Genomic DNA, 26,784 nt, shown 5'->3' on the forward strand with positions numbered 1-26,784 from the left:
TCATGACCAGGATCCGCGGGGACGCGCGCCCGGGCGACTCCGCGGCGGCGGCGCGCACGGTGCTCGACGCGGCGCGCGCACGCCTCGACCGGGTGTTCGCCGACTTCGACACGGTCGTCGTCGCGTTCTCCGGCGGCAAGGACTCGGGGGCGATGCTGCACCTGGTGCTGGACCACATGCGTGCCCGCGGCATCCGCAAGCCCGTCCACGTGTTCCACATGGACTACGAGGGCCAGTACTCCGCCACCACCGAGTACGTCGACTCCGTGCTCTCGTCGGACCCTGACCTCGTCGTGCCCTGGCGGGTGTGCCTGCCGGTCGCGGTCGGCTGCGCGGCCACCATGTTCGACGACCACTGGCGGCCCTGGGACCCCGCGCTGCGCGACCGCTGGGTGCGACCGCTGCCGGACCACCCGGGCGTCGTGCACGCCGGGAACGTGCCCCCCGGCTTCCCCGCGTTCGAGGGCGTGCCGGACTACGAGGTGTACGACGCGTTCGAGGTCTGGCTGCACCGGGTCACCGGCGCGCGGCGCACCGCCGTCCTGATCGGCATCCGGGAGGAGGAGTCGCTGCACCGGTACGCGACGATCAACCGCGACGACCGTCGGTCCATGCACGACGGCCTGCGGTGGACGTCGCAGCTGGCGCCGGGGGTGGTCAAGGCGTACCCGATCCACGACTGGCGCCTCGGCGACGTGTGGCACGCGCACGCCCGGTTCGGCTGGTCGTACAACCGGCTGTACGACCTGATGCACCTGGCGGGCGTGCCGCCGCACCAGATGCGGGTGGCCTCCCCCTTCATCAGCCAGGGCATCCGCCAGCTGCACCTGTACCGGGTGATCGAGCCGGAGCTGTGGGCGCGCCTGGTCGGCCGGGTCAACGGCGCCAACTTCGCGGCGCTCTACGCGTCGGGCCGGGCGATGGGCGCACGGGACGTCACGCTGCCGCGCGGGCACACCTGGGCCACCTACCTGCGGTTCCTGCTCACCACCGTCCCCGCGGCGGTGCGCGGGCGGTACCTGGAGAAGTTCCACACCTCGGTGCGGTACTGGACGGAGCGGGGCGGTGCGCTGCCCACCCCGACGGTGCAGGCGATGCGCGCCGCAGGCGTCGAGGCCGAGTACCTGGGCCCGGCGGTGCACCGGACCTACGCCCGGCCGCACGAGATGGTCCGGTTCCTGAGCTACCCGGACGACCTGCCGGGCATCCCCGACTTCGCCTCCCTGCCGAGCTACAAGAGGATGTGCGTGACGGTCCTGCGCAACGACCACGTCTGCCGGTACATGGGGTTCAGCCCGACCAAGGCGGACGAGACCCGCCGGCGCTCCGCGCTGGAGAGGTACGAGGCGGTGACGGCGTCGTGAGGCACACCTCCCCCGTCTACGGCGTGCGCGCCGTCCCCGTCGAACGCGTCCGGGCCAACGCCTACAACCCCAACGTCGTCGCCCCGCCGGAGATGGCGCTGCTGGAGCAGAGCATCTGGGTGGACGGGTACACCCAGCCGGTGGTGTGCACCGACGCGGGTGACGGCACGTACGAGATCGTCGACGGCTACCACCGGTACCGGGTGATGATGACCTCGGCCAGGATCCGGGAGCGCGAGCGCGGCCTGCTGCCGGTCGTCCTGATCGACACCGACGAGCCCAGCCGGATGGCCTCGACCATCCGGCACAACCGCGCGCGCGGCGCGCACGCGGTCGAGCTGATGTCCCAGATCGTGACCGAGCTCGTCGAGGCCGGGATGAGCGACACCTGGATCCAGCGCAACATCGGCATGGACCGCGACGAGCTGCTCCGGCTGAAGCAGATCACCGGGATCGCCGCGCTGTTCGCGGACCACGAGTTCACCCGGCTGGACGACGGGGGGGCCTCCGACCACCGGCTGGGGTGACGCGCGGGCCGGTAGCGCGACCACCCCGGGGGCGGTCGCCGGCGCGTCGCGGTGCGCGGCCCCGGCGGGTCAGACCCGCCGGGCGACGACCGCGAGCCAGGGCGACCCCGGCCACCACGCGTCCCCGGCGAGGCTGGACCACGTGCGCTCGACCCGTAGCCCCGCCCGGGCGAGCACCGGGGTGAGCGTCGCGGGCGTGTAGTCGTGGAACCACATCCGGTACGTGGTCAGGTCTTCGGGACCCGCGACGACCGTGTACTGCCGGCACCGGAGGTCGTCGGGGTACACGTGGGTGCGGGCGAGCACGAGGTGCGGTCCCGGGCGCCACAGCCCGCCGTCCTCGACCGACCAGGCGTCGGCCTCGCGGTCCTGAGCCGGCGTCGAGACGTCCAGCACGAGCGCGCCCCCGGGCGCGAGCGCCGCCCGCAGCCGGCCGAGCAGGTCGTCGCGGACCTCGTCGCCGAACGTCGACAGCTCGCCGTAGGCCTGCAGGACGAGGTCGAACCGGTCCGGGTCGTCGAGGGTGCGGAAGTCCTGCCGTCGGAGCTCGACGTCGACGCCGCGGCGCCCGCGGACCGGCGGGCGTGCGCGAGCGAGCCGGCGCTCAGGTCGACCCCGACGACCCGGCAGCCGCGGGCCGCCAGCCGCACGGCGTACAGGCCTGGACCGCAGCCGAGGTCGAGGACGCGGGCCCCGGGGCGCGCGAGGCCGGTCGCGACCAGGTGCGCCACGGTGCGGTCGATCTCCGCGAGCGGTCGGCTGGCCGCGTCGTGCGACTGGTCGAGGTGCGCCTCCAGCAGCCGCTCCATTATCAGCCCACTGATGGGACGACGCGCGGAACGTAGGTCCCGCAACGCGTCCGGGCCCTGTCGACGGGCGCCGTCGTCACCGGCCGTCGTCCCGGACGAACCGCACGACGTCCCCCGGGACGAGCTCGTCCACCACCCCGACGTACGGCGCCGCCACGTCCGCCACGCGCGCCTGCAGCGGGTGCAGCGGGCGGTCGGCGCGCATCAGGTGGACCTCGCCCCGGTACCGGCCGGAGCCGGCCAGGTCCATCTGCAGGCTGCCGCGGGCGCGGGTGTCACCGTTCCGCAGCCGGGCCGGCGCGCGATCCCCGCGGGTCTCTTCCAGCCGGAAGGCCACCTCGGCGCTGTCGGGGCGCAGCCGCCAGGGCCGGTCGAGCAGGAACGCGGCCGCCGGGTCGACGCCGACGAGCGGCACCGTCACCTCGCCGGTCCGCTCGTGGTGGTCGATCCACGCCAGGTGCTGCTCCTGGACGGTCCCCTCGGCGCACACGACAGCCGCACCGGGGCTCAGCCGGCGCAGCTGCAGGTAGTTCCGCCACACCGTGCGGTGCCGCTGCTCCTCGACGGTCGGCAGCCCGAGGCCGAGCGGCGCACGGAACGTGACCTCGCCGGGCACGAAGGCGTACCGGGGGAGGCCGCGGTCGGCGAACACCGCGTCCTGCGCGCGGTAGGTGGCCGTCGACAGCCCGGTCTCGGGTCGCGGGTAGTAGTTGTGCCACCCGGCGAGCGGCAGGCCGCCGAGCGCGTCGAGGTCGGGGGCCTGCGCCGTGCTGGCGTTCAGCGCGATCCGGCAGCCGGTGCGGTCCGCGATCGCGCGCACCTCGGCGGTGTCGAACCCGAAGTCGATCCGCAGCACCGTGACGCCCCAGTCGCGCAGCCGGTCGAGGGCCGGCAGGCCGCCTCCGAGCCGCTCGAGCGTCAGCGGCGAGACGTCGCCGCAGAACGTCAGCCCGTGCTCGGCGTGCAGCCGCCGCAGCAGCGCACCGTGCTCCGCCAGCGTGTCGCTCTCCGGGAGGTGCAGCGAGGTGAACACCGGGCCGTCGGGTGCGCCGTGGCGCACCGTCTGCGCGACGACGGCTCGCTGCACCTCCGGGCCGTCGGTGGGGTAGAGCGACCAGAGCACGGCGGTCTCCTTCCTCGTCGTCCGGTCCTGCGTCGGCTCACGCCAGCCGCTCGACCATGTGCTCCTTGAACCCGAACAGGTACGTGAGGACGAACCCCATGACGTAGGAGACGAGCAGGCCGCCGACGTACCAGAGCCAGTGCCCGTTCGTGATCACGGCGGTCATGAGCACCCCGGACAGCCCGAGCGCGCCCGCGCCGAAGCCGTCGGTCGCCTGCATCCCGAAGGCCACGAACGCGCCGCCGAAGCCGCCTCCCAGGCACGCGGTGATCAGCGGGTAGAACAGCGGCAGCGAGACGCCGTAGATGAGCGGCTCGCCGACGCCGAGGACGCCGATCGGCAGCGCCGCACGGATGATCCCCTTGAGCCGGGCGCTCTTGGTCTTGACGTAGATGGCGACGGCCATGCCGACCTCGCCCGCGCCGGCCATCGCCAGCACGGGCAGCAGCTCGGTGAACCCGTGGTCGGCGATCAGCTGCGCGTGCAGCGGCGTCAGGCCCTGGTGGATGCCGAGCATCACGAGCGGCAGGAACAGCGAGGCCAGCAGGTAGCCGCCGACGATCCCGCCCTGCTCCAGCGCGAAGTCGATCAGCAGCCAGTTGATGCCCTGCATCAGCAGCGCGGACAGGGGCATGACGACGAAGACGCACACCACCGCGCCCACCAGCACGGTGACGACGGGGACCACGAACAGGTCGACGGCAGCGGGCACCAGCGCGCGGACGCGCTTCTCGATGACGGTGAACAGCCACGCGGTGATGATCACGCCGATCACCCCGCCGAGCGCCGGGCTCAGCTCGCCGAAAACCGGGATGACGAGCGGTTGCGCGGCGGTGGCGGTCCCGTCGGCGGCCGTCCCGGCGGGGATGCCCGCGAGCGCGGGCAGGTACGGCACCGCCCCGGCGATCAGGCCGAGCACCGGCGTGCCGCCGAACTCCTGCGCCGTGTTGTACCCGACGAGCAGGTGCAGCGCGCCGACGACGATCCCGCCGATCCCGGCGAAGGCCAGGTACCAGGGTTTGTCGACGACGTCGGGGGCGGCGACCTTCCAGACGTTCGCGATCGCGATGATCAGGCCGCAGGCGATGAACCCGGGGATGATCGGCACGAAGATGTTCCCGATGTGCCGGAACAGGCCGTGCACGCCGGTGGTGTGCCGGGACTTCACCTTCGCCTTGTTCTCGGCCTCGAGCGCGCGCAGGTCGGCCGCTGCGTCCCCCTCGACGGCGCCCGCCTCGGCCGCGCCGACCGAGCCCGCGGCGGCGCCGGCGGCGACGGGCACCTCGGCCGCACGCCGCGCCGCCCGGGCGGCGAACGCGTCCCGCAGGCGCTGGGCGTGCCCGGGCCCGACGACGACCTGGAGCTGCTCGCCCTCGACGACGCCGATGACGCCGTCCAGCGCCCGGATGGCGTCCGCGTCGACCGCGGACGGGTCGACGACGTTCAGCCTCAGCCGGGTCATGCAGTTGGTGAACGAGTCGACGTTGTCCAGGCCGCCGACGAGCGGCACGAGGTCGTCGCTGAGCTTCGAGTAGTCCACGGTGACTCCTCCGGTCGGGTCAGGGTCAGGGCGTCGGCGGCAGCGCGCCGCGCACGAAGCCGTGCGCGGCGATCAGCCGGGTGCGGGCGGTACCGGCGTCGACGCCGCAGAGCAGCGCGACGATGGCGGTCTTGGGGTGGTCGCCGGCGTCGGCGAGAGCTCCGCGGGCGGTGGCGTCGTCGCAGCCGGTGGCGTCCCGGACGATGCGGACGGCCCGCTCGCGCAGCTTGGCGTTGCTGGGCCGGACGTCCACCATGAGGTTGCCGTAGACCTTGCCGAGCCGGACCATCGCGGCCGTCGAGATCATGTTCAGGACCAGCTTCTGGCCGGTGCCCGCCTTGAGCCGCGTGGACCCGGTGAGCACCTCCGGACCGGTGTCGAGCTCGATCCGCACGTCCGCGTGCCGGCCGACCTCGGAGTCCGGGTTGCAGGCGATCGCGACGGTGCTCGCGCCGACGGCGCGCGCCGCGTCCAGCCCCCCGACGACGTACGGGGTCCGGCCGGACGCCGCGAGCCCGATCACGGTGTCCCGGTCGGTCACGCCGAGGTCCGCCAGGTCCCGCGCACCGAGCTCCGGGTCGTCCTCCGCGCCCTCGACCGCCTCGAACATCGCGCCGGGCCCCCCGGCCAGCACGCCGACGACCTGGCCTGGGTCGGTGCTGAACGTCGGGGGGCACTCGGCGGCGTCCAGGACGCCGAGGCGGCCGCTGGTGCCCGCGCCGAGGTAGACGAGCCGCCCGCCGTGGGCCAGCGAGTCGACCGCCAGGGCGACCGCGGCCGCGATCGCACCGAGCTCGGCTTCGACGGCGTCGGGCACGCGCCGGTCCTCGGCGTTCATGACGGCGAGCAGGTCCTCGACGGGCAGCGCGTCGAGGTCCGCGCTGCGCGGGTTGCGGCTCTCGGTTCCGAGAGCGAGCAGGTCGGCCACGTGAACTCCTTCGTCCGGGGGCATGACACCATGTTGCACCATCACCCGCCAGAATCAAACATCGTTTCATCCGCTGTGCCACACTGGCGTCCGCGCACCGGGCGCCGAGGACGGGAGGTCGCGTGTCGGACAGTGCGGTGGAGGTGCTCGACGCCCTCCGGACGGCGCTCCCCCGGCTCGGACCCGCGGAGGCCCGCGTCGCCGAGGCCCTGCTGCGCGACCCCGATGCCGGCGTGAACGCCACGGCGGCCACCCTCGCCGCGCTCGCCCGGGTCTCGCCCGCGTCCGTGGTCCGGCTGGCCAGGACGCTCGGGTACTCGGGTCTGCCGGACCTGCGGGTGCGCCTGGCGCAGGACCTCTCCCGGCGAGCCGTGGAGCTGGAGCGCTCCGACATCGCCGAGGGCACGATCAACGCCTCGGACCCGCTCGCCGACATGGTCGCGAAGCTCGCGTTCCACGAGGCGCGGACGATCGAGCAGACCGCCCGCGCGCTCGACCTCGACGCCCTCGACCGCGTCGCGCACGCCGTCGCCGAGGGCCACCACACCGCCGTGTTCGGCGTCGGCGCCTCCGGCCTGGCGGCGGCCGACCTCGCGCAGAAGCTCCAGCGCATCGGCCTGATGTGCCTGTCCGCCGCCGACACCCACGTCCAGATGACCCACGCCGCGCTCGCCGACGAGCGGACCACCGCCATCGCCCTGTCCTTCAGCGGCGGCACCGTCGACGTCGTGCAGGCGCTGGAGGTGGCCGGGCGCGCCGGCGCGCACACCGTCGCCGTCACCAACGACGACCGCTCCCCGCTGGCGCGGGCCGCGCGGGACGTGCTGCGCACCCCCGCCCGCGAGGCGACCGCCCGGGCCGCCGCGCTCGCGAGCCGGATGGCACAGCTCGCCGTCGTCGACTTCCTGTTCATGCGGGTCGCCCAGCTGCGGTTCGACGACCTCGACCACGCCCTGCGCGCGACCCGGCAGGCGGTCGACCCGCACCACCTGCCACCCGACGAGCCGGCCCGCTGACCTGACGGGAGGTCGCGCCCCGGACGCCCTAGGACCGGCCGCGCACGAGCCAGACCTTGGCCGCCTCGGGGTCGGCGAGGAACCGCGTGGGCACCGGCAGGGGCGTCGCCCCGCGCCGGGCCGTCCGGGGCAGTCGCCGGGCGTCCGTCCGCCGCGCACCGACGATCGCCACCTTCACCAGGAGCGGGCGCAGCGCGTCCAGGTGCGCGACCAGGAGGCGCCGGCCGGCGGTGCCGAGGCGGGTCCCGTAGAGGTCGATCCAGACGAGGTGCGACGTGCCGACCCCGAGGAGGAAGTCCTGCTCGGCGTGGATCACCTCGGCCAGCGCGCCCAGGTCGCGGCCGCGCTCGCCGTACTTGAGGCCGTGGATCTCGCCGCCGAGGTAGTGGTAGGGGTACGTCGAGCCCCCGGGTGAACGCCGCGGATCGGTTCGTCCCGAGGACGTGGCGGCCGGCCCCGCGGGTCGTCCGCGCCGAATGTCTGACGCCCGCGCACCGACCCCCGCAGGACGCGCCCACGGCGACGTCGGCATCACCTCCGGCGGCTTCTGCTGCGGCGGCGGGACCCCTGAGCTCGACGCCGGCGGGCGTCCCGCGTGCGATCGACCCTGTGGCGGCCACGCACGGGGCGCGCGCGACACCTAGAGCCGGGTGACGATCCGCTCGCGCTCGAACCGCCGGACCACGAGGAAGAACGCGAGGACGTCGGCGATGAGCAGCACCAGGCACCCGGCGAGCGCGACCGGGGCGTCGAACAGGGTGAGGCCGGTGGCCTGGCCGACGACCAGCCCGAGGATCGGGAACACGACGAACATCGCGGTGCCCTGCGCCCCCTGCATGGTGGTCGACCGCCCGGACACGGCGACGATCAGGCTGGTCGCGAGGAACCCGACGAGCGGCACCAGACCGACGATCAGGACCACCCAGGTCCAGGTGGGGAAGAACAGGCCGCCCATCGTCGACCAGCCCAGCGCGTTCACGATCACGGTGTAGACGCCGAACGCGGCCCAGGTCAGGACGACGGCGGGGATCACGGACCCGAGCACCTTGGCGAGCACGAGCTCGCGGTTGGTCAGCGGGGTGTAGAGCAGGCCCTCGATGGTGCGGCGCTCCTTCTCCCCGACGAGGCTCGAGCTCGCGGTCATGCTCGCCACCATGACGGGGATGAGCAGGAAGAGCGGGGCCATGAAGTAGACGGTGACGGTGAAGAGCACGGTCTGCTCGCTGGTGTAGTCGGCGGGCACGACGCCGGCGGGCAGGTTGTCGAGGAAGCTCTGCAGCCCGTTGATGGTGGAGGCGAGCACGCCCGTGGTGCCGAGCAGACCGACCGCGGTCGGGATGATCACCGCGAAGACGGCGGGCACGATCACCATCGAGGTCATGACCTGCTTGTTCCGGAGCACCTCGAGCCAGTCCTTGCGGATCACGGCCCGGACCCGGCGTCGGTCGATCATGCGGCACCCCGCTCGTCGAGGGTGGCGAAGTAGAGCTGCTCGATGGTCGGCCTGTTCGGTACCACCGCGTGCACCGGGATGCCGTCGCGGACGAGCGCTGCGACGGCCGCCGGGACGGTGCCCGCGTCGGGGGTGGCGAGGTCCACCCGGCCGGCCACGTCGGCGCCCGCCGCGCCGAGGCCGACCCGGGCCGCTCCCCCCAGTGCTGCCTCGATCACCGCGCGGGCGCGCCGCGCGTCGCCTCCGACGGTGAGCGCGTACCGGTGCTCCGGCCACCGTCGGCGCAGCAGCGTGTCCACCGGGCCGGCGGTCAGCAGGCGGCCGCGGTCGAGGATCCCGACGTCCGTGCACAGCGTCTCGAGACCGTGCAGCTGGTGGGTGCAGATGATGACCGTCGTGCTCGACGACCGGATCATCTGGCGCAGGTGGTCGATCAGGTCGGCGGACGCCTCGGGGTCGAGTCCCGCGGTGGGCTCGTCGAGGAAGACCAGGTCGGGCTCGTGCAGGATGGCGCGCCCGACGGCGAGCTTCTGCCGCATGCCCTTGCTCAGCACGCCGACGAGCGACTCCGCCCGCTCCCCCAGGCCCAGCATCTCGAGGACCGCGTCGACCCGCTCGTCCAGCGCGCGGCGCCCGACGCCGTGCAGCGTGCCCCAGGTGCGCAGGTTGTCGCGCGCGCTGAGCGTGCCGTAGAGGTGGGTGTCGGTCTGCACGCCGATCCGGCGGCGGAGCGCGTCCCCGCTCGCGGGGGTCACGCGCACCCCGAACAGGGCGACGTCGCCCGCGTCGGGGGTCAGCAGCCCGGTCAGCAGCCGGACGGTGGTCGTCTTGCCGGACCCGTTCGGGCCGAGCAGCCCGAACGCGTGCCCGGTGCCGACCCGGAACGACACGTCCGCCAGGGCCTCGCGGTCGCCGAACCGCTTCGTGAGACCCGCGACCTCGACAGCGGGGGGCAGGTCGGTCACGACCGCCTCCCCGGTCGGCGGTCGCCGTCGCCGGCTCGGGAAGCCGGCTCCGGTGGCCGGGGCGGGGCCGGCGGCGATCCCGCCCCGGCCGCGGTGCCGGCGGCCCGGGCACGGCGCAGGCCGGAGCGCAGCGGGACCACCACGACGGCGAGCGACGCCGCGGCGGCGACCGGCAGCGAGGCTCCGACGAGCAGACCTCCGCGGCCGTGCGGGGCGCGGGCCTGGGCGAGGGTGGCCGCGACGACTCCCGCGGAGACCACGGCGAGGGAGGTCGCGTGCGCCGAGCGGACGAGCCGGTCCTGCACGGACGCCGTCCGACGCTGCGCCCACGCGGCCGGCGCGGCACCGAGCGCGACCGTGCCGAGCGTGGTCCACCGGGGCGCGGCGCCGCGCGGCCGCCCGGTCGGGCCGAATCCCGTGGGGACGGTGGCGGGGAGCCGACGCCAGGCCAGGGCGAGCGCACCGGCGGTCAGGCCTGCGAGCACCACCGGCACGCGCTGCGCGTGGCGGACCTGCGCCTCGGGGACGAGGTCGAGGACGTCGTCGCCCCCCTCGTCCGGGCGCAGCAGACCCGCCCGGACCGCCACGGCGCCGAGGTTGAGGGTCCAGCCCACCCCGAGCAGCCGCGGGACGACCAGCCGGGGGTCCATGGGGTCCCACGCCCGGGACCGGACCGCCGCGCTGACCGGTCCCCGGGTCTCGACGGGCAGCCCGAGCACGCGCCAGCGGGCGGAACCGGGGGGTGCGTCGTCGGCGAGCGTGTCGCGCAGGACGGTCGCGTACTGGGCGGGGTCGCCGAGGACCGACACGGGGTCGAGGCCCGCGTCGGCGAGCTCGTCGAGCTGCGCGGACAGCGCGAGGAGCGCCCGACGGCGGTCCGCGGCGCCCAGGCCGCCCAGGTGCGCGCCCACGGCGCGGAGGTACGGGTTCACGTCGGGACCTCCCGGAGGATCTCGGCCATCGCCCGGCCCAGGTCCGACCAGGCGGCGGAACCCTCGGACAGCCAGGACCGTCCGTCGGGGGTGAGCCAGTAGTACTTCCGCGGCGGGCCCCCGACCGCCTCGCCCCACCGCGAGCCGACCAGCCCGGCCTTCTCGAGCCGGGCCAGCAGCGGGTACACCGTGCCCGGGGTCGCGGTGAGGGCGGGATGGGCGCCGAGCCGGTCGATGATCCCGAGGGAGTAGCACTCCTCGCGGCTGAGCACCGCGAGGATCGCGAGCTCGAGCACGCCCTTGCGGAGCTGTGCCGTCCGCGGATTACCTTGCATGACCTACATGCTGGCATCACAAGGAACCGGCGCACAAGCCGGGACGTCCCCGGGGTGCGGTCGGTCACCACACGCCGGGCAGCAGCCGACGGCGGACCCGCCGGGCGTAGTCCGCGTACCCCGGCAGCTCGCGGCGGAGCATCGCGTCCTCCAGGGCCGTGCGCAGCACGACGACCACCACGATCGCCGCGGCCACGAGGCCCGCGGCCGGGCCGAACACCATCGGCACCGCCGCGCACCACAGCAGGATGACGGCGTAGCCGGGGTGGCGGACCAGCGCGTAGGGCCCGGTCGTGCACACCACCTGGCCGCGGTCCCGCTGGATGCGCACGCTGGACTCGAAGCCCCGGTTGTGCAGCAGGGGCCAGACAGCGAGCACGCAGGTCACCGCGGTGATCGCCATGCCGGCCCCGAACCACCCCGCCGCCGTCGGCGGGTGCCCGAGGCGCACCGCCGCACCGGCGACCGCGTAGACGCCGTAGAACGCCAGCAGCACGTAGCCGAGCAGCAGCACCCTGTCCCACGCCTCGGTGCCGGGCTGCACGCGCCGCCGCGCGTCGAGCAGCTCCGGGTCGCGCCGGTGCAGCAGCGCCGCCGCCCCGGCGGTCGTCACCGTGTACACCGCGAAGTACGCGATCCCGCGGGCCTCCCACCGCCCGGCGGCCAGGAAGAAGAGCGCCGCGCCCAGCGCGCGCTGGACGAGCAGGATGCCGACGTACCGCCGCGCGCCGTCGCGGACCGCGGCCTCGGGGTCGGGCGGGCGTCTGGGCATGCGGACCTCCTCGCCGGTGCCCCCCCCCGGTTCCGCCTCGACGGTACCGAGCACCGTCGGGCACGTCAGCCCGCTCTGGCCGGGACTGCGTAGGTGGCGGCGCTCACCCGCTCGCGGGTCCGGGCGGCGTGCGGGACCGGGGCACCGCTAGCGTGCGAGCACCTGACGCGGCGCGGCCGTGCGCCGCGCGACGAGAGGACCACCATGACGTCCGGCGAGATCACCGTGCCCGCACTCCCGTTCCCGCTCACCGCGACCGGCGACGTCGCCTGGGCCGTCGGCGACGGGGCGCTGCGCGCCACCGCCGCGCCGCGGTCGGACATCTTCGCCGACCCCGCCGGCGGCGCCCCGCAGCTCGACGCGGCCCGGGTCCTGGGCGAGCTGCCTGAGGGGGACCTGAGCCTGCTCTGCCGGGTCGACGTGGACTTCGCCTCGGACTTCGACGCCGGCGTGCTGCTGCTGTGGTTCGACGACCGCCACTGGGCCAAGCTCTGCTTCGAGCGCTCCCCGGCCGGCGAGCCCACCATCGTCACCGTGGTCAACCGCGGAGTGTCGGACGACGCCAACGCCTTCACCGTGCCGAGCGGCACCGCGTGGCTGCGGGTGTCGCGCGCCGGCGCGGTGTGGGCGTTCCACGCCTCCCTCGACGGCGCGACCTGGCGGCTGGTGCGGCTGTTCGCGCTGGACGCCCCCGGCGTCCGGCCGCGGCTCGGGTTCGAGGTCCAGTCCCCGGCGGGCGACGGGTGCGACGTCACGTTCTCCGACATCCGGTTCGGCACCACCACCCTGACCGACCCGCGCGACGGCTCCTGACGGCCACGCGGTCGCGCCCCCCGCGGCGCCGCCGGAGCCCCCCGGCCGACGCGCTCGCGGGTGCCGCGGGCGTACCGCTCCGGACCGGCCGCGAGCTCGGCGCGGACCCCGGCGGCGAGCGCGTCGTCCGGGTGGACGTCCAGCAAGCGACGCATCGTGAGGCACTGCGCCGCCTGGTTGCGGTCCCCGCTCTGCTGGCCCGCGAGCGCCGCAGACCTCGACGGCCCCCACCCCGGGCTCGGCGGCTCGGGCACGGGCTCGCTCGGTGAACGTGACGCTGAGGTCCACGCCGGTGCCCGTCAGACGGCCGCGACGCCAGCGACGCCGCACGGCCGGGGACCGGCAGAGATCCGGAGGCGATCGCGCGTCAGCCGCCCCGGGCACGACCCGGCCCCTTGGTCCCGGCCGGCCGGCGGGGACCCGGCCTAGCGTGGCGGGGACGACGCCGCAGCCGGCACGGAGCCGACCGCGCGACACCGAAGGGCAGGCCCGCCGTGGAGATCCTCGGGATCGACAACGTCTTCCGCCAGGTCGGCGACCTGGACCGCGCCGTCGCGTTCTACACCGACGTGCTCGGCTTCCGGTTGCACAGGCGGCTCGACGCGATGGGCACCGCCCTGCTCGCGGTCGGCGACGAGGTGCCGGGTCTCGGCCTCGGCGTGGCGGACGCCCCGCGCACCGACGGGCACCGGGTCTGGGTCGAGGTCCCGGACGCCCGCGCGGCCGCGGCGGAGCTGACCGCGCGCGGCGCCACCCTGTGCGCGCCGCCGTTCCAGGTCGGCACGGGGTGGACGGTCGAGGTCGCCGATCCCTGGGGCAACGTGACCGGGTTCACCGACTACCTGCTGCGCCCGGACCTCGGTCGCCCCGCCCCGGAATGACCGTGGTGCCGCCACGAGGCGCGGCGAAGGCTGTGCTCGAGCTGCGACCGCTCGCCGACGCCGACGTGCCGCTGGTGGAGACCTGGCTCCACCGGGAGCACGTCCGCCGCTGGTTCGAGGTGCCGCGGCTGGGCGTCACGATCGAGGACTGGCTGACCGAGATCCGTCGGCGGGACGACGAGTTCCGCTGGCTGACGCACCTCGTCGCGTCCTGGGCGGGCCGCCCGATCGGGATGGGCCAGTTCTACCGCTGCGAGGACAGCGGCGAGGACTGGGGCGCGCTGCCGCTCGCCGGCGCGTACGGCATCGACTACCTGATCGGTGAGCCGGACTGCACCGGCCGGGGCCTGGGCGGTGCGTTGGTCCGCGCGCTCGTCGACCGCGTGCTGGCGCTGCCCGGCGCGCACCGGATCTACGCGGACGTCGACCCCGCCAACCAGCCGTCGGTGCGCACGCTGCTGTCGCTCGGGTTCGCGCACGTCGGCGACGGCCGCTACGCCCTCGACCGGACGGCGCCGCACGGGGACGGCGCCGCCTGAGGTCGGGCCGTGCTGCCGTCACCCGCCCCAGTCCCCGAGGGCGCCCTCGAGCGCGCCGAGCGCCGCGTCGACGACCGCCCACCGCTCGTCGTCGGGGCAGCCGCGGTCCACCCAGCGCAGGCACGCCGCGTCGAGGAACCCGAAGTAGCCCCACAGCGCGTACTCGTGCCGCTGCTGCCGGTCGGTCGCGAGCAGCGCCCGGAGCCGGTCGACGTAGTCGCCGCGTGCGCGCGCACGCACGTCCGCGGCGGCCTCCGGCTCGCTGCCCGGGCCGCGCACCGGCCGGGCCCACGACTGCGGGTGCCCCGCGATGTGGTCCAGGTAGACGACCGTCGCGGCCCGGACGCGGTCGCGCACGGGGGCCCCGTCGGGCACGGCGCCGAGGGCCACCGCCTGCCGGGCGAGGAGGTCGTCGACGGCGAGCCGCACCACCTCGGCGTACAGCGGCTCCTTGCCTGCGAAGTAGCGGTACAGCAGCGCGTCCGAGGCGCCGGCCCGCCGGGCGATGTCCGAGATCGTCACGGAGGCGTAGGAGCTCCGCGCGAACGCCTCCGCCGCCGCGGCGACGATGGCCGCCCGGCGCACGTCGGGGTCCAGGCGAACGCGGGGCTGCCGGTCGGGTCGGGTCACCTTGTCATCGTAGGCGTGGTGAACTACGTTCAGTAACGTTAGTGAACCGCATTCATCAGGAGGGCGTCCGCATGCACCGGGCCGATCACGCCGTGTGGTGGCACGTCTACCCGCTCGGGTTCGCCGGGGCGCCGGTGCACGGCGCGCACACCGACGCGCCGCGGCTGCGCCGCCTGATCGCGTGGCTCGACTACGCCGTCGACCTCGGCGCCTCCGGACTGCTGCTGGGTCCGGTGTTCGCCTCGCAGACGCACGGCTACGACACCCTGGACCACCACCGGATCGACCCGCGCCTGGGCACCGACGGCGATCTCGACGACCTGGTGGCGGCGTGCCGGGCGCGCGGCCTGCGCCTGGTGCTCGACGGCGTGTTCAGCCACGTCGGTCGCCGGCACCCCGCCCTGCTCCGCGCGCTGCGGGACGGGCCGGGGAGCGCGGACGCGGCGCTGTTCGACATCGACTGGGACCACCCGGGCGGCCCGTCGCCGCGGGTCTTCGAGGGCCACGACGGCCTGGCCCGGCTCGACCACCGCACGCCGCGGACGGCCGCCTTCGTCGGCGACGTGCTGGCGCACTGGCTCGACCGCGGGATCGACGGCTGGCGCCTGGACGCCGCCTACTCCGTCGACCCGGCATTCTGGGCCACGGTCCTGCCCCCGGTGCGGCGCGCGCACCCCGCCGCCTGGATCCTCGGGGAGGTGATCCACGGCGACTACCCCGAGATCGTCCGCGCGTCCGGCATGGACTCGGTGACGCAGTACGAGCTGTGGAAGGCGATCTGGTCCAGCATCGCCGACCGCAACCTGTTCGAGCTCGACTGGGCGCTCCAGCGGCACACCACCTTCCTGGAGGCGTTCGTCCCCCAGACCTTCGTGGGCAACCACGACGTCACGCGCGTCGCCACCCGGGTGGGACCCGAGGGTGCGCTCGTGGCCCTGGTCGTCCTGATGACCGTGGGCGGGATCCCGTCCGTCTACTCCGGCGACGAGCAGGCGTTCACCGGGCTCAAGGAGCAGCGGCAGGGCGGCGACGACGCCGTCCGGCCCGCCTTCCCCGACCGGCCCGATGAGCTGGCCCCGTGGGGCGCGCCGACCTACCGCGCCCACCAGGACCTCATCGGGCTGCGCCGTCGGCACCCGTGGCTCACCACCGCCCGCACGCAGACGCTGCACCTGGACAACACCCGGCACGTCTACCGCTCGCGGTCCCGGGACGGGTGGGATCACCTGGACATCGAGATCGACCTCTCCGGCGCGACGCCCGCCGCGACGGTCCGCGACGCCGCCGGCGACCGCCTGTGGCACACCCCCGGCCGGGCGACCACGTGAGCGGCGCAGCCGCGGGGGCCCCGGCCCCCGCCCGCCGGCGGGCCCGATCACGCCCCACGCAGCGCCTCGACGACCTGGTGCGGGCGACGCCGTGGATGCTCCGCGTCCTGCGCGCCGCCCGGTCGGCCGACCTGCCGCAGTGCTGGGTGGGTGGCGGCGTCCTGCGCGACCTGGTGTGGGACTCCGCCGTCGGCCGCTTCGACCCCGCGCGCGTCCGGGACGTGGACGTCGCGTTCTTCGACGCCGCCGACCTCAGCCCCCACCGGGACCGGCGCGCCGACCTGGCGCTGCGGGCCGTCGAGCCGGACGTGCCGTGGGAGGCCACCAACCAGGCCGCCGTCCACACCTGGTACGCCGCCGCGTTCGGCGACGAGGTGCCGCCGCTGCGCTCGACGCTCGACGGGGTGCGGACCTGGCCGGAGACCGCGACGTCCGTGGCCGTCCGGCTCGACGACGCCGACCGGCTGCACGTGACCGGGGTGGCCGGCGGCCTGCCGGACCTGCTGGGCCTGGTGCACCGGCGCAACCCCCGGCGGGTGAGCGTCGAGGAGTACCGTCGTCGTCTGGCGCGCCGGGACTTCGTCGACCGGTGGCCGCACGTCCAGGTGGTCCCCGAGTGACGCCGCGGCCGAACAGGAGGTGCCGGTGACGGACCGTTCCGGTGCCGCCGCGCGCGTGCGGGTCGCCGTCGTCGACGACCAGGCCATGGTCCGGCTCGGCCTGCGGATGATCGTCGACCACGAACCGGACCTGACGGTCGTGGCCGAGGCGGCGGACGGCGCCGCCGCCCTCGACTCGATCCGCGCGACCCGGCCGGACGTGGTCCTGATGGACGTCCGGATGCCCGAGGTCGACGGCATCGAGGCGACCGGGGCCGTCCGGGCCGACCCTCGCCTGGCCGAGGTGCGGGTCGTGGTCCTGACCACGTTCGACGACGAGGAGTACGTGGCGGGCGCCCTGCGCGCGGGGGCGGACGCCTTCCTGCTGAAGGGCACCGACCCGGGCACCCTCGTCACCGCGGTGCGCCGCGTGCACGCGGGGGGAAGCCTGCTCGACCCGGCCGTCACCCCGATGGTCCTCGACCAGTGGCGCCGCTGGGACCGGACCCGACCCGACAGCCCGGGAGCACGATCGCGGCTCGACGCCCTCACCGACCGCGAGCGGGACGTGCTGCTCGCCGTGGCGCGCGGCCGGGCGAACCAGGAGATCGCCGAGCTGCTGGGGTTGACCCTCGCCACGGTGAAGGCCTACGTGCACGCCCTGCTGTCCAAGACGGGGTGCACGGCGCGTGCCCAGCTCGTGGTGCTGGCCTACGAGTCCGGGGCGGTCGTCCCGGGCGACAGCCCTCTCGGCCCAGAAGGGCCCTGACCGCCCCGGGGTGGGCCCGCGCCCTCACCTTCCGATAGGGGCGCCGCGCCCCGGGCGTCGGCCCGCGGCCCGACGCGGACCCGCGTGGGGCGGCGCGAGGGTCGGTGCATGCTCCGCCACCGCCCTCGCCCCGCGACCGACCCCGGTCCGCTGCCCCGACCGACACCCGTCCTGCACCGCGACGCGGCCGCGCCGGCGCGCCCCCCTCGCCGGTGGCCCCGACGCGCGACCACGGCGGCCGCCGTCCTGCTCGGGCGCGCCGCGCGCGTGGTCGTCCGCCTGCTCGGCGGGTCGGGGTCGGCCCTGCCGGGCCGCGTCGTCGCGCGGGTGTTCCCGACGGCGGCGGCGGACCTGCTCGCCCAGCTGCCGCGCGGCGTGGTGCTGGTCACCGGCAGCAACGGCAAGACGACCACCACTTGGCTGATCAGCGCCCTGCTGCGGGGGCACGGCCTGGACGTGGTCAGCAACCCGACCGGCAGCAACCTCGCCCGCGGCGTCACCTCCGCCCTGGTCTCCCGGGCGCGGCTGACGGGGCGGCTCGACGGCGACGTCGCCGTGCTGGAGGTCGACGAGGCGCACGCCCTCGCGGTCGCCGAGCAGGTCGGCCCGACCTGCGTCGTGCTGCTGAACGTCGTCCGGGACCAGCTCGACCGGTTCGCCGAGACCGACGGCGTCGCCCGGCTCCTGGGGCGGGCTGCGGCGCGGAGCACCGACGCGGTCGTGGTCAACGCCGACGACCCGCACCTGCACGACCTGGCCCGGACCCTGGAGGTCCCACGGGTGCTGACCTTCGGTGCGGGCCCCGCCCTGCGCGACCGGGTGCCCGTCGACGCGCTGGTGGGCTCGCCGCGAACCGGTGGCCCGCCGACTCCCGGGGGCCGGGCGACGATCGAGCTCACGTGCTACGACGACGACGGCCGCGCCAGCATCGAGGGTCCGGGCGTGGGCCTCACGACCCGACTCGCCCTGCACGGCGTGCACAACGCGGTCAACGCGGCTGCGGCGGTGGCGGCCGCCCGCGCCGTCCTCGGCGCGGAGTTCGCGCCGGCGACCGCCGCCGCCGGGCTGTCGACCTCGGTCCCGGCGTTCGGGCGCGGCGAGCTCGTGCGCGTCGAGGGGCGGGACCTGCGCATCGTCCTGGTCAAGAACCCGTGCGGGTTCCGCGCGGCGCTCGACGCCTTCGCGGCCGAGTGCTCCGAGGTCCTGGTCGCCGTGAACGACGCGTACGCGGACGGGCGGGACGCGAGCTGGCTGTGGGACGTGGACCTCCGGGCCCTGCGGCGGGTCGCCCCCGTGCACACGGCCGGCACCCGCGCGCACGACCTCGCGCTGCGCCTCGGCTACGACGGGGTGGGCGTCGCGGACGCGATCACCGACGTGCACGCGGCCGTCACGGCGTTCGTCGCGGGCCCCGCTCCCGCCGACTCCGGCCGCCCCCGGCTGGTGCTGTGCACCTACACCGCGATGCTGCAGGTCCGCCGGGCCCTCGGGGCCGTCCACCCGGTCGAGGACGGCCTGCGGTGACCGGTGGCCTGCGCGTCCTGTGGCTCTACCCGACGCACATGAGCACCTACGGCGACGCCGGCAACGTGCAGGCCGTCCGCCGCCGGCTGGCGGACCTGGGGGTCGAGGGAACCGTCGATCGCCTGGAAGTGGGCGACCGCGCGCCGCGCGACGTCGACCTGGTGCTCGGCGGCGGGGGCCAGGACAGCGGTCAGGAGCGGGTGCACGCCGACCTGCTCGCTCACGGTGGCTGGTTGGCGGAGCTCGCCGCGGACGGCGTGCCGATGCTGCTGGTGTGCGGCATGTACCAGCTCTTCGGACACCGGGTCAGCACCGCCTCCGGCGCCGAGCTGGACGGCCTCGGGGTGCTCGACGTCGTCACGGCGGCCGGTCGCGGGCGGCTCGTCGGCAACGTGCGGGCCCGGTCGCCCGAACTGGGCACGCTCGTCGGGTACGAGAACCACAGCGGGCGCACGGTCCTGGGGCCCCGCGCCCGCCCGCTGGCCCGGGTGTCCCGCGGGCGGGGGAACAACGGCCGGGACCGCACCGAGGGCGCCCGGTGGCAGCATGTGGTCGGGACCTACCTGCACGGGCCGGTCCTGCCGCTGAACCCGGCGCTGCTCGACCTGATGGTGACCACCGCGGTCTCCCGGCGGTTCGGCCCCGACGCGATCGCCGGGCACGCGCCGCCGCCGGACGCCGCCGAGGCGCGCGCCGCGGCCCTGCGCCGCCCGCGATGACCCGGGGGCACCGACCGACGGAGGGAGCCGACGTGTGGCTCGACGGCTTCACCGCGCCGTCGTCGGACCCGCGTGCCGCGCGGAGCGACGCCCTGCTCGGGGCCGGCCTCCTGGTCGGGTGGACCGGGCTCGTCGTGCTCGCCCTCCGCTGGGACTACTGGTGGCCCCAGACCATCGAGGGGTACCTGTGGACGGGGGTCGGGTTCGCGGTCCCGGTGGCGCTGCGCCGCCTGGCCCCGCGCACCGGGTACTGGGTGACGGTGATCGGCTACCCCCTGGGCTACACCGCCGTGACCGGCGGCGGAGGGCTGGGCTCCGACCTGCACGCACTGCCGCTGGTGGCCGCCGCGTTCCTCGCGACGGCAGCGGGCCTGACCGCCTGGGTGGTCGGCCCGTGCACGAGCGTGACCGTCGTCGTGCTCCAGGTCGGTGCCACCGGCATCGGGTCCACGCTGCGCGGGTCCCCCGTGCCGCCCTTCCTGTCGCGCACCGCGCTGCTGGTGCTCCTGGTCGCCGCGGCGGCCGCGCTCGGCGCTCTCGTGCGGCGCCTGAACGGCACCCTGCGGGTGCTCGCCGACCGCAACGCCGAGCTGCGCGCGCTGCAGGAGGAGCGGACGCGCGCCGCGGTGCACGAGGAGCGGACCCGGATCGCGCGCGAGCTGCACGACGTCGTCGCGCACCACGTCACCGCGATCGTGGTGCGCGCCCAGGCCGCGGACCGGGTCGGCGACCGCGAGCCGGAGGCGTCCCGCGACGCCGTCCGGTGGATCGCGCCGACCGGCCGGGAGGCGCTGTCGGCGATGCGCTCCGCCGTCCGCGCGCTGCGGGGGGCCGGGGAGGACGGCGTCGCCCCGCTGGCGCCCGCGCCCGGCCTGGCGGACCTGCCCGCCGTCCTCGCCCGGATGCGCGGCGCCGGGCTCGCCGTGTCCGCGGACCTGCCGGAGCCGCTGCCGCCGTGCCCGCCCGCCGTGGCTCTGGCCGTCGTCCGCACGACCCAGGAGGCGCTGACGAACGTGCTCGCGCACTCGACGGCGACGCGGGCGCGGCTGCGGCTGGAGCGCGGGGGCGCCCGCTGGACGCTCGAGATCGACGATCCCGGGCCGGCGCGGGCGACCCCGACGGCGACCGGCGGGGGCCACGGGGTCGGGCACATGCGCGAGCGCGCGGCGGCGTGCGGCGGCATGCTCACCGCCGGCCCGCGGGGGGACGGCGGCTGGGTCGTGCGGATGGACCTGCCTGCCTGACGCCGCGCCCGGGCCCCGCCGCCCGCGGTCCGCTCGACGACCTCGGCGAGGCCGGCGGCGTCCACCGCGATCTCGACGTGCGGGTGGCGACGTCGCCGTCCGGCACCTGGCCGGTGACCCACGGGACGTCCACCAGGCGCGGGTCGTGGCCGTCGGCGACCACTGGCCAGCCGTTCTCCGCGACCGACGGCTGCGCCGGGCAGGCGCGACGCCGGTGTCGGCACCCCCCTCGCGGGTGCCGCCACCTGGATGTCGCCCTGGCACCAGAGGGGGTGCCGCGAGCGCCCTACGGTCCCCGGCATGGCACTCGTCCACGACGCGACCCCCACCCCCAGCACGCTCGACCTGATCACCGCCTGGCTGCCGACGCAGCCGTGGTGCGACGCCGGCGGCGGCCCCGTGACGCCGGTGGGCGCGTTCCGGTTCGACGACCCCGCCGGCGAGGTCGGCATCGTGTCGCACCTCGTGCGGTCCGGCGGGCGGGTGGTGCACGTGCCGCTGACGTACCGCGGTGCCGAGCTGGCCGGAGCGGGACGGTGGCTCGTGGGCACGATGCGGCACCCGGTGCTGGGGACGCGGTGGGTGTACGACGGTGAGGGCGACCCGGTCTACCGCGACGAGGTGAGTCGGGTGATCCGCTGCGGCGGCACGCAGGCCCGTGAGCTCGTCGCGACCCCCGACGGTCCGGTCGAGCGGGAACCCACGGCGCGGGTGCGCGGCAGCGGGGCGCCGGGCGCCGCGGACGGCGCCCTGGTCCTCGTGCGGCGGCCGGCGCCCGCCGTCGAGGTGGTCGCGGGCGGGACGCTCACCGGCACCTGGCCCGGGCAGCAGACCCCGGCCGCGCTCGCCTACCTGTTCCTGGGTGAGGCGGGCGTGGGGGGCTCCGTGGCGCCCGGACGATCCCGGCGCGGCCGGTCGCCCGCCGGTTGACCACCCGCGGCGCGACGCGCCGGCAGCGTCCGGAACCACACCCGGTCGCCGTCGGGGTCGACCAGCGCCATGGAGTGAGCACCCCGCGGGCAGGTGGTCGGCGGCTCGAGCGCCTCGAGGCCCGGCGCGAGCACCCGCCCGTGCTCGGTGGCGTCGACGGCGACGACGAGCTCGGCTCGCGGCGCCCCGGCCCCGAGACCGCCGCCGGCGTCGTGCAGCGTCAGGGTGGCACCGCGGCTGTGGATCGTCTGGTGGACGGAGTCGTCCGCGTCGGACGTCGTCGCCAGCACCGCTCGTGAGGCGGGCAACCGACGGACACCGTCCGCGCGCAGGCCGACCTCGGCCACCCGCACCATCGACCTCAGGGCGCAGGGGCCTGTCGAAGGCGGTGGACCCCCGTCCCGGAACGGCGAACCAGCGATGGACACCGATCCTCGACCGGCCGGGGCGCCCGCGGTCCGGGATCGTGAGCCCACGGCCGGCCGACGGTGCGTGCCGGCACGGATCGGCTAGCCCGGCGCCCCCAGGTCCCGCGCCACCCGGGTGACGCGTTCGAGCAGCGACTTGAGCTGGTCCAGCTCGGCCGGCTCCAGAGCGGCGCCGAGCGCGGCGTCCAGCTCGGCCACCCGCCCGTCCGCCCGCTCGAACACGTCGCTCCCCTCCGGGGTCGGGCGGACCTCGATGAGCGTGCCGTGCACCGGGTGCGCGCGCCGCTCGATCAGCCCGCGGCGCTCGAGCCGCACCAGGGTGCTGTTCATCGTCTGCGGCGTGACCCCGCACCGCCGCGCCAGCTCGGCGCCCGTCATCCCGGCGTTGTCCGAGAGCACCGCCAGGACGCTCTGCTGCGCCGGGGTCATGTCGAACGGGCGCAGCGCCCGCTCTTTGGCGGCCTGCGTCGCCTGCTCGGCACGTCTGATCGAGCCGAGCAGCCGCTCCGAGTAGTGCACACCCGCAGCGTATCAACACCGTACCCGGAATAAGGGGGCTGTTAGGCATCAGTTCTCTGATAGCGTACGAACCAGCCCATCGAGGAGGTGCGATGACTCTCGGCCCGGTGCCGGCGCAGCCGGCGACGCCCGACCCGCGGCGCTGGCTCGTGCTGGCCGTCGGCATGCTCGCCATGACCGCCGCGTGCGCGTTCCAGTTCGGGCTGGCCAACCTCATCCCCGCCCTCCGCGACGGCGGCCTCTCGCTCCACGAGGCAGGGCTCCTGGTGGCGGCCCCGAGCGCCGGTCTGCTGCTGACCCTGATCGCCTGGGGCGCCGCCGCGGACCGGTGGGGCGAGCGGGTGGTGCTGGCCACAGGTCTCACGGTCGCCGGGGTCGTGCTGCTCCTGGCCTCGCGCGTCGGGACGGCGCCGGCGATGGGCGCGTGCTTCCTGGTGGCCGGCGCGGCGGGCGCCGCCGCGCACGCCTCGAGCGGGCGGCTGATCATGGGCTGGTTCGCCGCGGGCGAGCGCGGGCTCGCGATGGGGATCCGGCAGACCGCTCAGCCGGCGGGCGTCGCGCTGGCCGCGCTCACGCTGCCGGGCCTGGCCGGAGCGTCCACCCGGTCCGCGCTGACCTTCCTCGGCCTGCTCAGCCTGCTGGCGGCGAACGCCGTCGCCCTGCTGGTCCGCGACCCGGCCCGCTCCGCCGCGGTGCCCGGTGCGACGCCGGGTGCGGCGTCCGGTTCGCCCTACCGGACGCCGGTGCTGTGGCGGATCCACGCCGCCAGCGCGCTGCTGATCGTGCCCCAGTTCGCCGTCTCCACCTTCGCGGTGGTGCTCCTGGTCGACGGGCACGGCTTCGACCCGGTGACCGCGGGGCGCGCCCTCGCCGGTGCCCAGATCGCCAGCGCCGCGCTCCGCCTCCTCGCGGGGTGGTGGTCCGACCGGGTGCAGTCGCGCCTGCGCCCGATGCGCACGGTCGCCCTCGTCATCGGGGCGGTCGTCGGGGTGCTGGCGGTGAGCGGCGGCACCCCGCTGGCGGTCGTGGCGCTCCTGGTCGCGGCCGCCGTGACCGCGGCCCCGAACGGGCTGGCGTTCACCGCGGTGGCCGAGCACGCCGGGCGGGCCTGGTCCGGCCGTGCGCTCGGGGTGCAGAACACGGCCCAGAACGCCGTGGCCGCCGCGGCACCGCCGGTGCTCGGCGCCCTCATCGGTGCCGTCGGACCCGGACCCGCGTTCCTCGCGGTCCTGCCGCTGCCCCTGCTCGCCGCCGCGGTCGTCCCGGCACGCGCCGAACGGGACCACGCCGACACCGCCGAGACCATCCCCGACCCGGCGCGCGCACCCGCCGCCGGGTCGGGGACCCGCCCCTGACCGCGCCCGTCCGGGCGACCGACGAGGAGATGCGATGCCCCACGTCCGACACCTGCCCCACCTGACCGCCGAGGCCGCGCGCGCGGTGACCGACGCCGCCCTGGCCGCCGCCGAGGGCATCGCGTGCCGCTCCTCGATCGCGGTCGTCGACGCGGCGGGCCACCTGATGGCGTTCGCCCGGATGGACGACGCGCCGGTCATCACCGTCCAGGTGGCCACCGACAAGGCGTACACCGCCGCAGGCTTCGCGCTCTCCACAGCCGCGTGGCACGAGCTCATCAAGGATGACGCGCCGCTGGCTCTGGGCGCCCCGAGCCAGATCGACCGGCTCGTGACCTTCGGCGGGGGCGTCCCCATCACGCTCGAGGGGCACGTCGTCGGCGGGATCGGGGTGTGCGGCGGCCACTGGAGCGACGACGTCACGGTCGCCGAGGCGGGGCTCGCCGCACTGGCCCCCGACGAACGGCGCTCCGGGGCACCCCGACTCCACGACCCGGACGCGGGGCCGTCGTGACGCCTGCCAGGACCATCGTGATCACCGGCGCGAGCTCCGGCATCGGCGCCGCCGCGGCGCGGCAGCTCGCCCAGCGCGGCCACCGCCTCGTCCTGGTCGGCCGGTCCCCCGAGCGCACCCGGGCGGTCGCCGCGGAGATCGGCGCGGAGTCGCACCTCGCGGACTTCGCCGACCTCACCCAGGTGCGCCGCCTCGCCGACACGCTCGCGGCCACCTACCACCGGATCGACGTCCTCGCCAACAACGCCGGCGCCGTCGCCGAGACATGGGCCCTCACCACCGACCGGCTGGAGCGGACGTTCCAGGTCAACTACCTGGCGCCGTTCCTGCTGACCACCCGGCTGCTGCCCGTGCTCACGGCCAGCCGCGCGACGGTGATCCAGACCGCCGGCGGGGCCGCGCGGGCGCGTGCCCGGCTGACGCTCGACGACCTCCAGCGCCGCGAGGGCTACCGGCCGTCCGCGGCGTTCGGCAACGCCCGGCTCGCGTGCGTCCTGTTCACCCAGGAGCTGCAGCGCCGCCACGGCGCGCTCGGTTCGGTCCGCGGCGTGCACCCGGTCGCGTTCCATCCCGGGATCGTGGCCACCACGGCGGGTCCCGGGGCTGCCGGGCCGCCCCGGCGGTCGTCGGAGCTCGACGCCGCCCGCGGCGCCGACCCGCTCGTCTGGCTCGCGGAGGGCACGGCCGGCTCCACGTTCCTGCCGGGAACCTGCTACGTCCGGCGAGAGCCCGCGACCTGGCTGCCCGCGGCGGCGCGAGACCCCCGGGGCGCGCGCGACCTGTGGGACCGGTCCGCGGACCTCGTCCGCAGGCGCCGCGCACCCGGTGCGGTCCGGCGCCCCGCAGGCGTCGTCGACCCACCGGCCTCCCGGACGGCGAGGGCAGGATCGTGACCGCCCGGCAGGAGGCCACGGGTGCGCCCGCGACGACGCCCAAGACCGTCGTCATCACCGGCGCGAGCTCCGGGATCGGGGCCGCGGCCGCCCGGACGCTCGCGGCGCGCGGCCACCGCGTGGTCGTCGTCGGGCGCTGCCCGGCGCGCACGCGGGCGGTGGCCGAGGAGATCGGCGCGGAGCACCACGTCGCCGACTTCGCCGATCTCGCCCAGGTGCGCGGCCTGGCTGACACGCTCGCGGCGACCTGCCCGCGGATCGACGTCCTGGCGAACAACGCCGGCGCGATCATGGGGCACTGGGCGTCGACGGTGGACCGGCTCGAGCGGACCCTCCAGGTCAACCACCTGGCCCCGTTCCTGCTCACGGCCCGGCTGCTGCCCACCCTCGCCGCCAGCCGCGCCACGGTGATCCAGACCGCGAGCGAGGCCGCCCGGGTCTTCGCACGGCTGCGGTTGCAGGACCTGAACAGCGTCCGTGAGTACACGCCGCAGGTCGCCTACGGCAACGCCAAGCTCGCGAACATCCTGTTCACCCAGGAGCTCCAGCACCGGCACGGCGCGCTCGGGACCGTCCACGGGGTGAACGCGGTCGCCTTCCACCCCGGGATCGTCGGCACCGGCTTCGCCGCCGAGACCACGCACCCGATTCGGCACGTCTACCACGGTCGGCTCCGGCGGCTGCTCACCACCGCCCCGGAACGTGGCGCCGACCAGCTCGTGCTGCTCGCCGAGGGCACGGCCGGCGTCACCTTCACGCCCGGCATCTACTACGTCCGGCGCCGACCCGCCCGGAGGGTGCACCCGCTGATGCGGGACCCGCGCGTGGCGCGCGAGCTGTGGAACAGGTCGGCGGAGCTCGTCGGGGCGCTCGCATGACCGCGGCGCACCGACCGGTGCGCCGGGAGCACCCAGGAGGGACGGAGCGCGCATGAACGTCACGCCCAACGCGTTCGGGCACTACCTCGACCCCGACCCGCCGGCGGAGCCGGCGCCGGGGGACGCCGGCCGTCTGCGGACCTGGGCGCTGCGGCTCGCGGTCGGGGCCGCGCTCTCCTCGACCCTCCTGTCGGCGATAGTCGCGCTGACGCTCGCTCCCGTGGACGAGCACGCGATCGCGACCGCGCCGACCTGGTCCGTCGTCGCCGTGCTGGGGACGCTCGCCGTCCAGGTCGCCGCGACGCTCGCGGGCATCGCCGCCCTCGTCCTCGGGGCCACCGCCGCCGTCCGCCGGCGCGGCGGCCGGGAGGTCGCCGTCGCGCTCGTCGTCGCAGCCCTCGCCCCGTTCGTGAGCCTCGGCGTCTTCCTCGTCCTGGTCTGACCCCCGTCCCCCGAA

The 26,784-nt window shown here is 76.0% G+C and carries 30 protein-coding genes and 1 pseudogene; 18 read left to right on the forward strand and 13 right to left on the reverse strand.

Features of this window, described 5'->3' with window-relative positions; genetic code table 11:
- The first annotated feature begins 2 nt into the window (after nt 1–2).
- Both FS882_RS01960 and FS882_RS01965 read left to right on the forward strand, forming a co-directional pair.
- Entirely contained in the window at nt 3–1,364 is a 1,362-nt protein-coding gene (locus FS882_RS01960; RefSeq protein WP_158370217.1) for a DUF3440 domain-containing protein, read from the forward strand.
- Nucleotides 1,361–1,891, forward strand: coding sequence for an IbrB-like domain-containing protein (locus FS882_RS01965; RefSeq protein ID WP_158370219.1), 531 nt, complete (start codon nt 1,361–1,363; stop codon nt 1,889–1,891). Before FS882_RS01960 ends, FS882_RS01965 begins: the two co-directional genes overlap by 4 nt.
- 69 nt (nt 1,892–1,960) lie before the next feature.
- Here the strand turns inward: FS882_RS01965 and FS882_RS21505 are convergent, their stop codons facing one another.
- From FS882_RS21505 to murQ, 5 genes and pseudogenes are all read right to left on the reverse strand, one after another.
- Nucleotides 1,961–2,287: a hypothetical protein gene (locus tag FS882_RS21505; protein ID WP_262348015.1), complete on the reverse strand. Its 327-nt coding sequence runs from the start codon at nt 2,285–2,287 to the stop codon at nt 1,961–1,963.
- Between the two features lie 179 nt (nt 2,288–2,466).
- A pseudogene (locus FS882_RS21510) lies at nt 2,467–2,700 on the reverse strand (class I SAM-dependent methyltransferase); the annotation flags it as partial.
- A gap of 76 nt (nt 2,701–2,776) precedes the next feature.
- Nucleotides 2,777–3,823, reverse strand: a complete 1,047-nt coding sequence (locus FS882_RS01980) for a MupG family TIM beta-alpha barrel fold protein (protein ID WP_158370225.1) — start codon at nt 3,821–3,823, stop codon at nt 2,777–2,779.
- Nucleotides 3,824–3,860: 37 nt separating this feature from the next.
- Complete coding sequence (locus FS882_RS01985) at nt 3,861–5,363, reverse strand: PTS transporter subunit EIIC (protein ID WP_158370227.1); 1,503 nt, start codon at nt 5,361–5,363, stop codon at nt 3,861–3,863.
- 25 nt (nt 5,364–5,388) lie between these two features.
- Nucleotides 5,389–6,315: an N-acetylmuramic acid 6-phosphate etherase gene (gene murQ / locus FS882_RS01990; protein WP_158370229.1), complete on the reverse strand. Its 927-nt coding sequence runs from the start codon at nt 6,313–6,315 to the stop codon at nt 5,389–5,391.
- Nucleotides 6,316–6,413: 98 nt separating this feature from the next.
- On the opposite strand from murQ, the gene FS882_RS01995 reads away from it, so the two are divergent.
- Entirely contained in the window at nt 6,414–7,307 is an 894-nt protein-coding gene (locus FS882_RS01995; protein ID WP_158370231.1) for a MurR/RpiR family transcriptional regulator, read from the forward strand.
- 28 nt (nt 7,308–7,335) lie between these two features.
- Here the strand turns inward: FS882_RS01995 and FS882_RS20795 are convergent, their stop codons facing one another.
- From FS882_RS20795 to FS882_RS02020, 6 genes are all read right to left on the reverse strand, one after another.
- Entirely contained in the window at nt 7,336–7,623 is a 288-nt protein-coding gene (locus FS882_RS20795; RefSeq protein ID WP_187365079.1) for a hypothetical protein, read from the reverse strand.
- Nucleotides 7,624–7,947: 324 nt separating this feature from the next.
- Nucleotides 7,948–8,760, reverse strand: a complete 813-nt coding sequence (locus tag FS882_RS02005; RefSeq protein ID WP_158370236.1) for an ABC transporter permease subunit — start codon at nt 8,758–8,760, stop codon at nt 7,948–7,950.
- Nucleotides 8,757–9,725, reverse strand: coding sequence for an ABC transporter ATP-binding protein (locus FS882_RS20800; protein ID WP_187365080.1), 969 nt, complete (start codon nt 9,723–9,725; stop codon nt 8,757–8,759). The genes FS882_RS02005 and FS882_RS20800 overlap by 4 nt, the downstream gene beginning before the upstream one ends.
- Nucleotides 9,722–10,657 (reverse strand): DUF5808 domain-containing protein, encoded by a 936-nt coding sequence (locus tag FS882_RS20805; RefSeq protein ID WP_187365081.1) that lies wholly within the window; start codon nt 10,655–10,657, stop codon nt 9,722–9,724. Before FS882_RS20805 ends, FS882_RS20800 begins: the two co-directional genes overlap by 4 nt.
- Complete coding sequence (locus FS882_RS02015) at nt 10,654–10,992, reverse strand: PadR family transcriptional regulator (RefSeq protein ID WP_158370240.1); 339 nt, start codon at nt 10,990–10,992, stop codon at nt 10,654–10,656. Before FS882_RS02015 ends, FS882_RS20805 begins: the two co-directional genes overlap by 4 nt.
- A gap of 64 nt (nt 10,993–11,056) precedes the next feature.
- Nucleotides 11,057–11,764, reverse strand: coding sequence for a methyltransferase family protein (locus FS882_RS02020; RefSeq protein ID WP_158370242.1), 708 nt, complete (start codon nt 11,762–11,764; stop codon nt 11,057–11,059).
- A gap of 204 nt (nt 11,765–11,968) precedes the next feature.
- Here FS882_RS02020 and FS882_RS02025 point away from each other — a divergent pair, with 204 nt between their 5' ends.
- From FS882_RS02025 to FS882_RS02035, 3 genes are all read left to right on the forward strand, one after another.
- Nucleotides 11,969–12,577 (forward strand): DUF1349 domain-containing protein, encoded by a 609-nt coding sequence (locus FS882_RS02025; protein ID WP_158370244.1) that lies wholly within the window; start codon nt 11,969–11,971, stop codon nt 12,575–12,577.
- Between the two features lie 494 nt (nt 12,578–13,071).
- Nucleotides 13,072–13,458, forward strand: a complete 387-nt coding sequence (locus FS882_RS02030; protein ID WP_222848091.1) for a VOC family protein — start codon at nt 13,072–13,074, stop codon at nt 13,456–13,458.
- A gap of 32 nt (nt 13,459–13,490) precedes the next feature.
- The gene (locus FS882_RS02035) at nt 13,491–13,997 is read left to right on the forward strand and encodes a GNAT family N-acetyltransferase (protein WP_158370248.1); all 507 of its coding nucleotides are present in this window, start codon (nt 13,491–13,493) and stop codon (nt 13,995–13,997) included.
- 18 nt (nt 13,998–14,015) lie between these two features.
- Here FS882_RS02035 and FS882_RS02040 read toward each other — a convergent pair whose 3' ends face one another.
- Complete coding sequence (locus FS882_RS02040) at nt 14,016–14,627, reverse strand: TetR/AcrR family transcriptional regulator (protein WP_158370250.1); 612 nt, start codon at nt 14,625–14,627, stop codon at nt 14,016–14,018.
- 41 nt (nt 14,628–14,668) lie between these two features.
- Here FS882_RS02040 and FS882_RS02045 point away from each other — a divergent pair, with 41 nt between their 5' ends.
- The 7 genes from FS882_RS02045 (at nt 14,669) to FS882_RS02075 (ending at nt 21,740) form a co-directional block, all read left to right on the forward strand.
- Nucleotides 14,669–15,955 (forward strand): alpha-amylase family protein, encoded by a 1,287-nt coding sequence (locus FS882_RS02045; RefSeq protein ID WP_316043609.1) that lies wholly within the window; start codon nt 14,669–14,671, stop codon nt 15,953–15,955.
- The gene (locus tag FS882_RS02050) at nt 15,952–16,575 is read left to right on the forward strand and encodes a nucleotidyltransferase family protein (protein WP_222848092.1); all 624 of its coding nucleotides are present in this window, start codon (nt 15,952–15,954) and stop codon (nt 16,573–16,575) included. Before FS882_RS02045 ends, FS882_RS02050 begins: the two co-directional genes overlap by 4 nt.
- 25 nt (nt 16,576–16,600) lie before the next feature.
- The gene (locus FS882_RS02055; RefSeq protein WP_262348003.1) at nt 16,601–17,323 is read left to right on the forward strand and encodes a response regulator transcription factor; all 723 of its coding nucleotides are present in this window, start codon (nt 16,601–16,603) and stop codon (nt 17,321–17,323) included.
- Nucleotides 17,324–17,431: 108 nt separating this feature from the next.
- Nucleotides 17,432–18,847: a Mur ligase family protein gene (locus tag FS882_RS02060; RefSeq protein WP_158370252.1), complete on the forward strand. Its 1,416-nt coding sequence runs from the start codon at nt 17,432–17,434 to the stop codon at nt 18,845–18,847.
- Nucleotides 18,844–19,566 (forward strand): type 1 glutamine amidotransferase, encoded by a 723-nt coding sequence (locus tag FS882_RS02065; RefSeq protein WP_158370254.1) that lies wholly within the window; start codon nt 18,844–18,846, stop codon nt 19,564–19,566. Before FS882_RS02060 ends, FS882_RS02065 begins: the two co-directional genes overlap by 4 nt.
- Before the next feature lie 32 nt (nt 19,567–19,598).
- On the forward strand, nt 19,599–20,810 hold the full coding sequence (locus FS882_RS02070) for a sensor histidine kinase (RefSeq protein WP_187365082.1): 1,212 nt from the start codon (nt 19,599–19,601) through the stop codon (nt 20,808–20,810).
- 300 nt (nt 20,811–21,110) lie between these two features.
- Nucleotides 21,111–21,740, forward strand: coding sequence for a maltokinase N-terminal cap-like domain-containing protein (locus FS882_RS02075; RefSeq protein ID WP_187365083.1), 630 nt, complete (start codon nt 21,111–21,113; stop codon nt 21,738–21,740).
- A 509-nt stretch (nt 21,741–22,249) separates the two neighbouring features.
- Here FS882_RS02075 and FS882_RS02080 read toward each other — a convergent pair.
- Nucleotides 22,250–22,687 carry a MarR family winged helix-turn-helix transcriptional regulator gene (locus tag FS882_RS02080; protein WP_222848093.1) on the reverse strand — a complete coding sequence of 146 codons (438 nt, stop codon included), beginning with the start codon at nt 22,685–22,687 and terminating at the stop codon, nt 22,250–22,252.
- 92 nt (nt 22,688–22,779) lie between these two features.
- On the opposite strand from FS882_RS02080, the gene FS882_RS02085 reads away from it, so the two are divergent.
- From FS882_RS02085 to FS882_RS02105, 5 genes are read left to right on the forward strand one after another with little or no spacing between them, the layout of a single operon-like run.
- Nucleotides 22,780–24,042, forward strand: a complete 1,263-nt coding sequence (locus tag FS882_RS02085) for an MFS transporter (protein ID WP_158370258.1) — start codon at nt 22,780–22,782, stop codon at nt 24,040–24,042.
- Nucleotides 24,043–24,076: 34 nt separating this feature from the next.
- Nucleotides 24,077–24,556 (forward strand): GlcG/HbpS family heme-binding protein, encoded by a 480-nt coding sequence (locus tag FS882_RS02090; protein ID WP_158370260.1) that lies wholly within the window; start codon nt 24,077–24,079, stop codon nt 24,554–24,556.
- A complete protein-coding gene (locus FS882_RS02095; RefSeq protein ID WP_262348004.1) occupies nt 24,553–25,449 on the forward strand; it encodes an SDR family NAD(P)-dependent oxidoreductase in 897 nt (298 codons plus the stop codon). Before FS882_RS02090 ends, FS882_RS02095 begins: the two co-directional genes overlap by 4 nt.
- The gene (locus tag FS882_RS02100; protein ID WP_158370262.1) at nt 25,446–26,327 is read left to right on the forward strand and encodes an SDR family NAD(P)-dependent oxidoreductase; all 882 of its coding nucleotides are present in this window, start codon (nt 25,446–25,448) and stop codon (nt 26,325–26,327) included. The genes FS882_RS02095 and FS882_RS02100 overlap by 4 nt, the downstream gene beginning before the upstream one ends.
- A 52-nt stretch (nt 26,328–26,379) precedes the next feature.
- A complete protein-coding gene (locus tag FS882_RS02105) occupies nt 26,380–26,769 on the forward strand; it encodes a hypothetical protein (protein ID WP_158370264.1) in 390 nt (129 codons plus the stop codon).
- Nucleotides 26,770–26,784 lie beyond the last annotated feature (15 nt).

The organism is Cellulosimicrobium cellulans, from assembly GCF_007679345.1.
GTDB lineage: Bacteria > Actinomycetota > Actinomycetes > Actinomycetales > Cellulomonadaceae > Cellulomonas > Cellulomonas cellulans_A.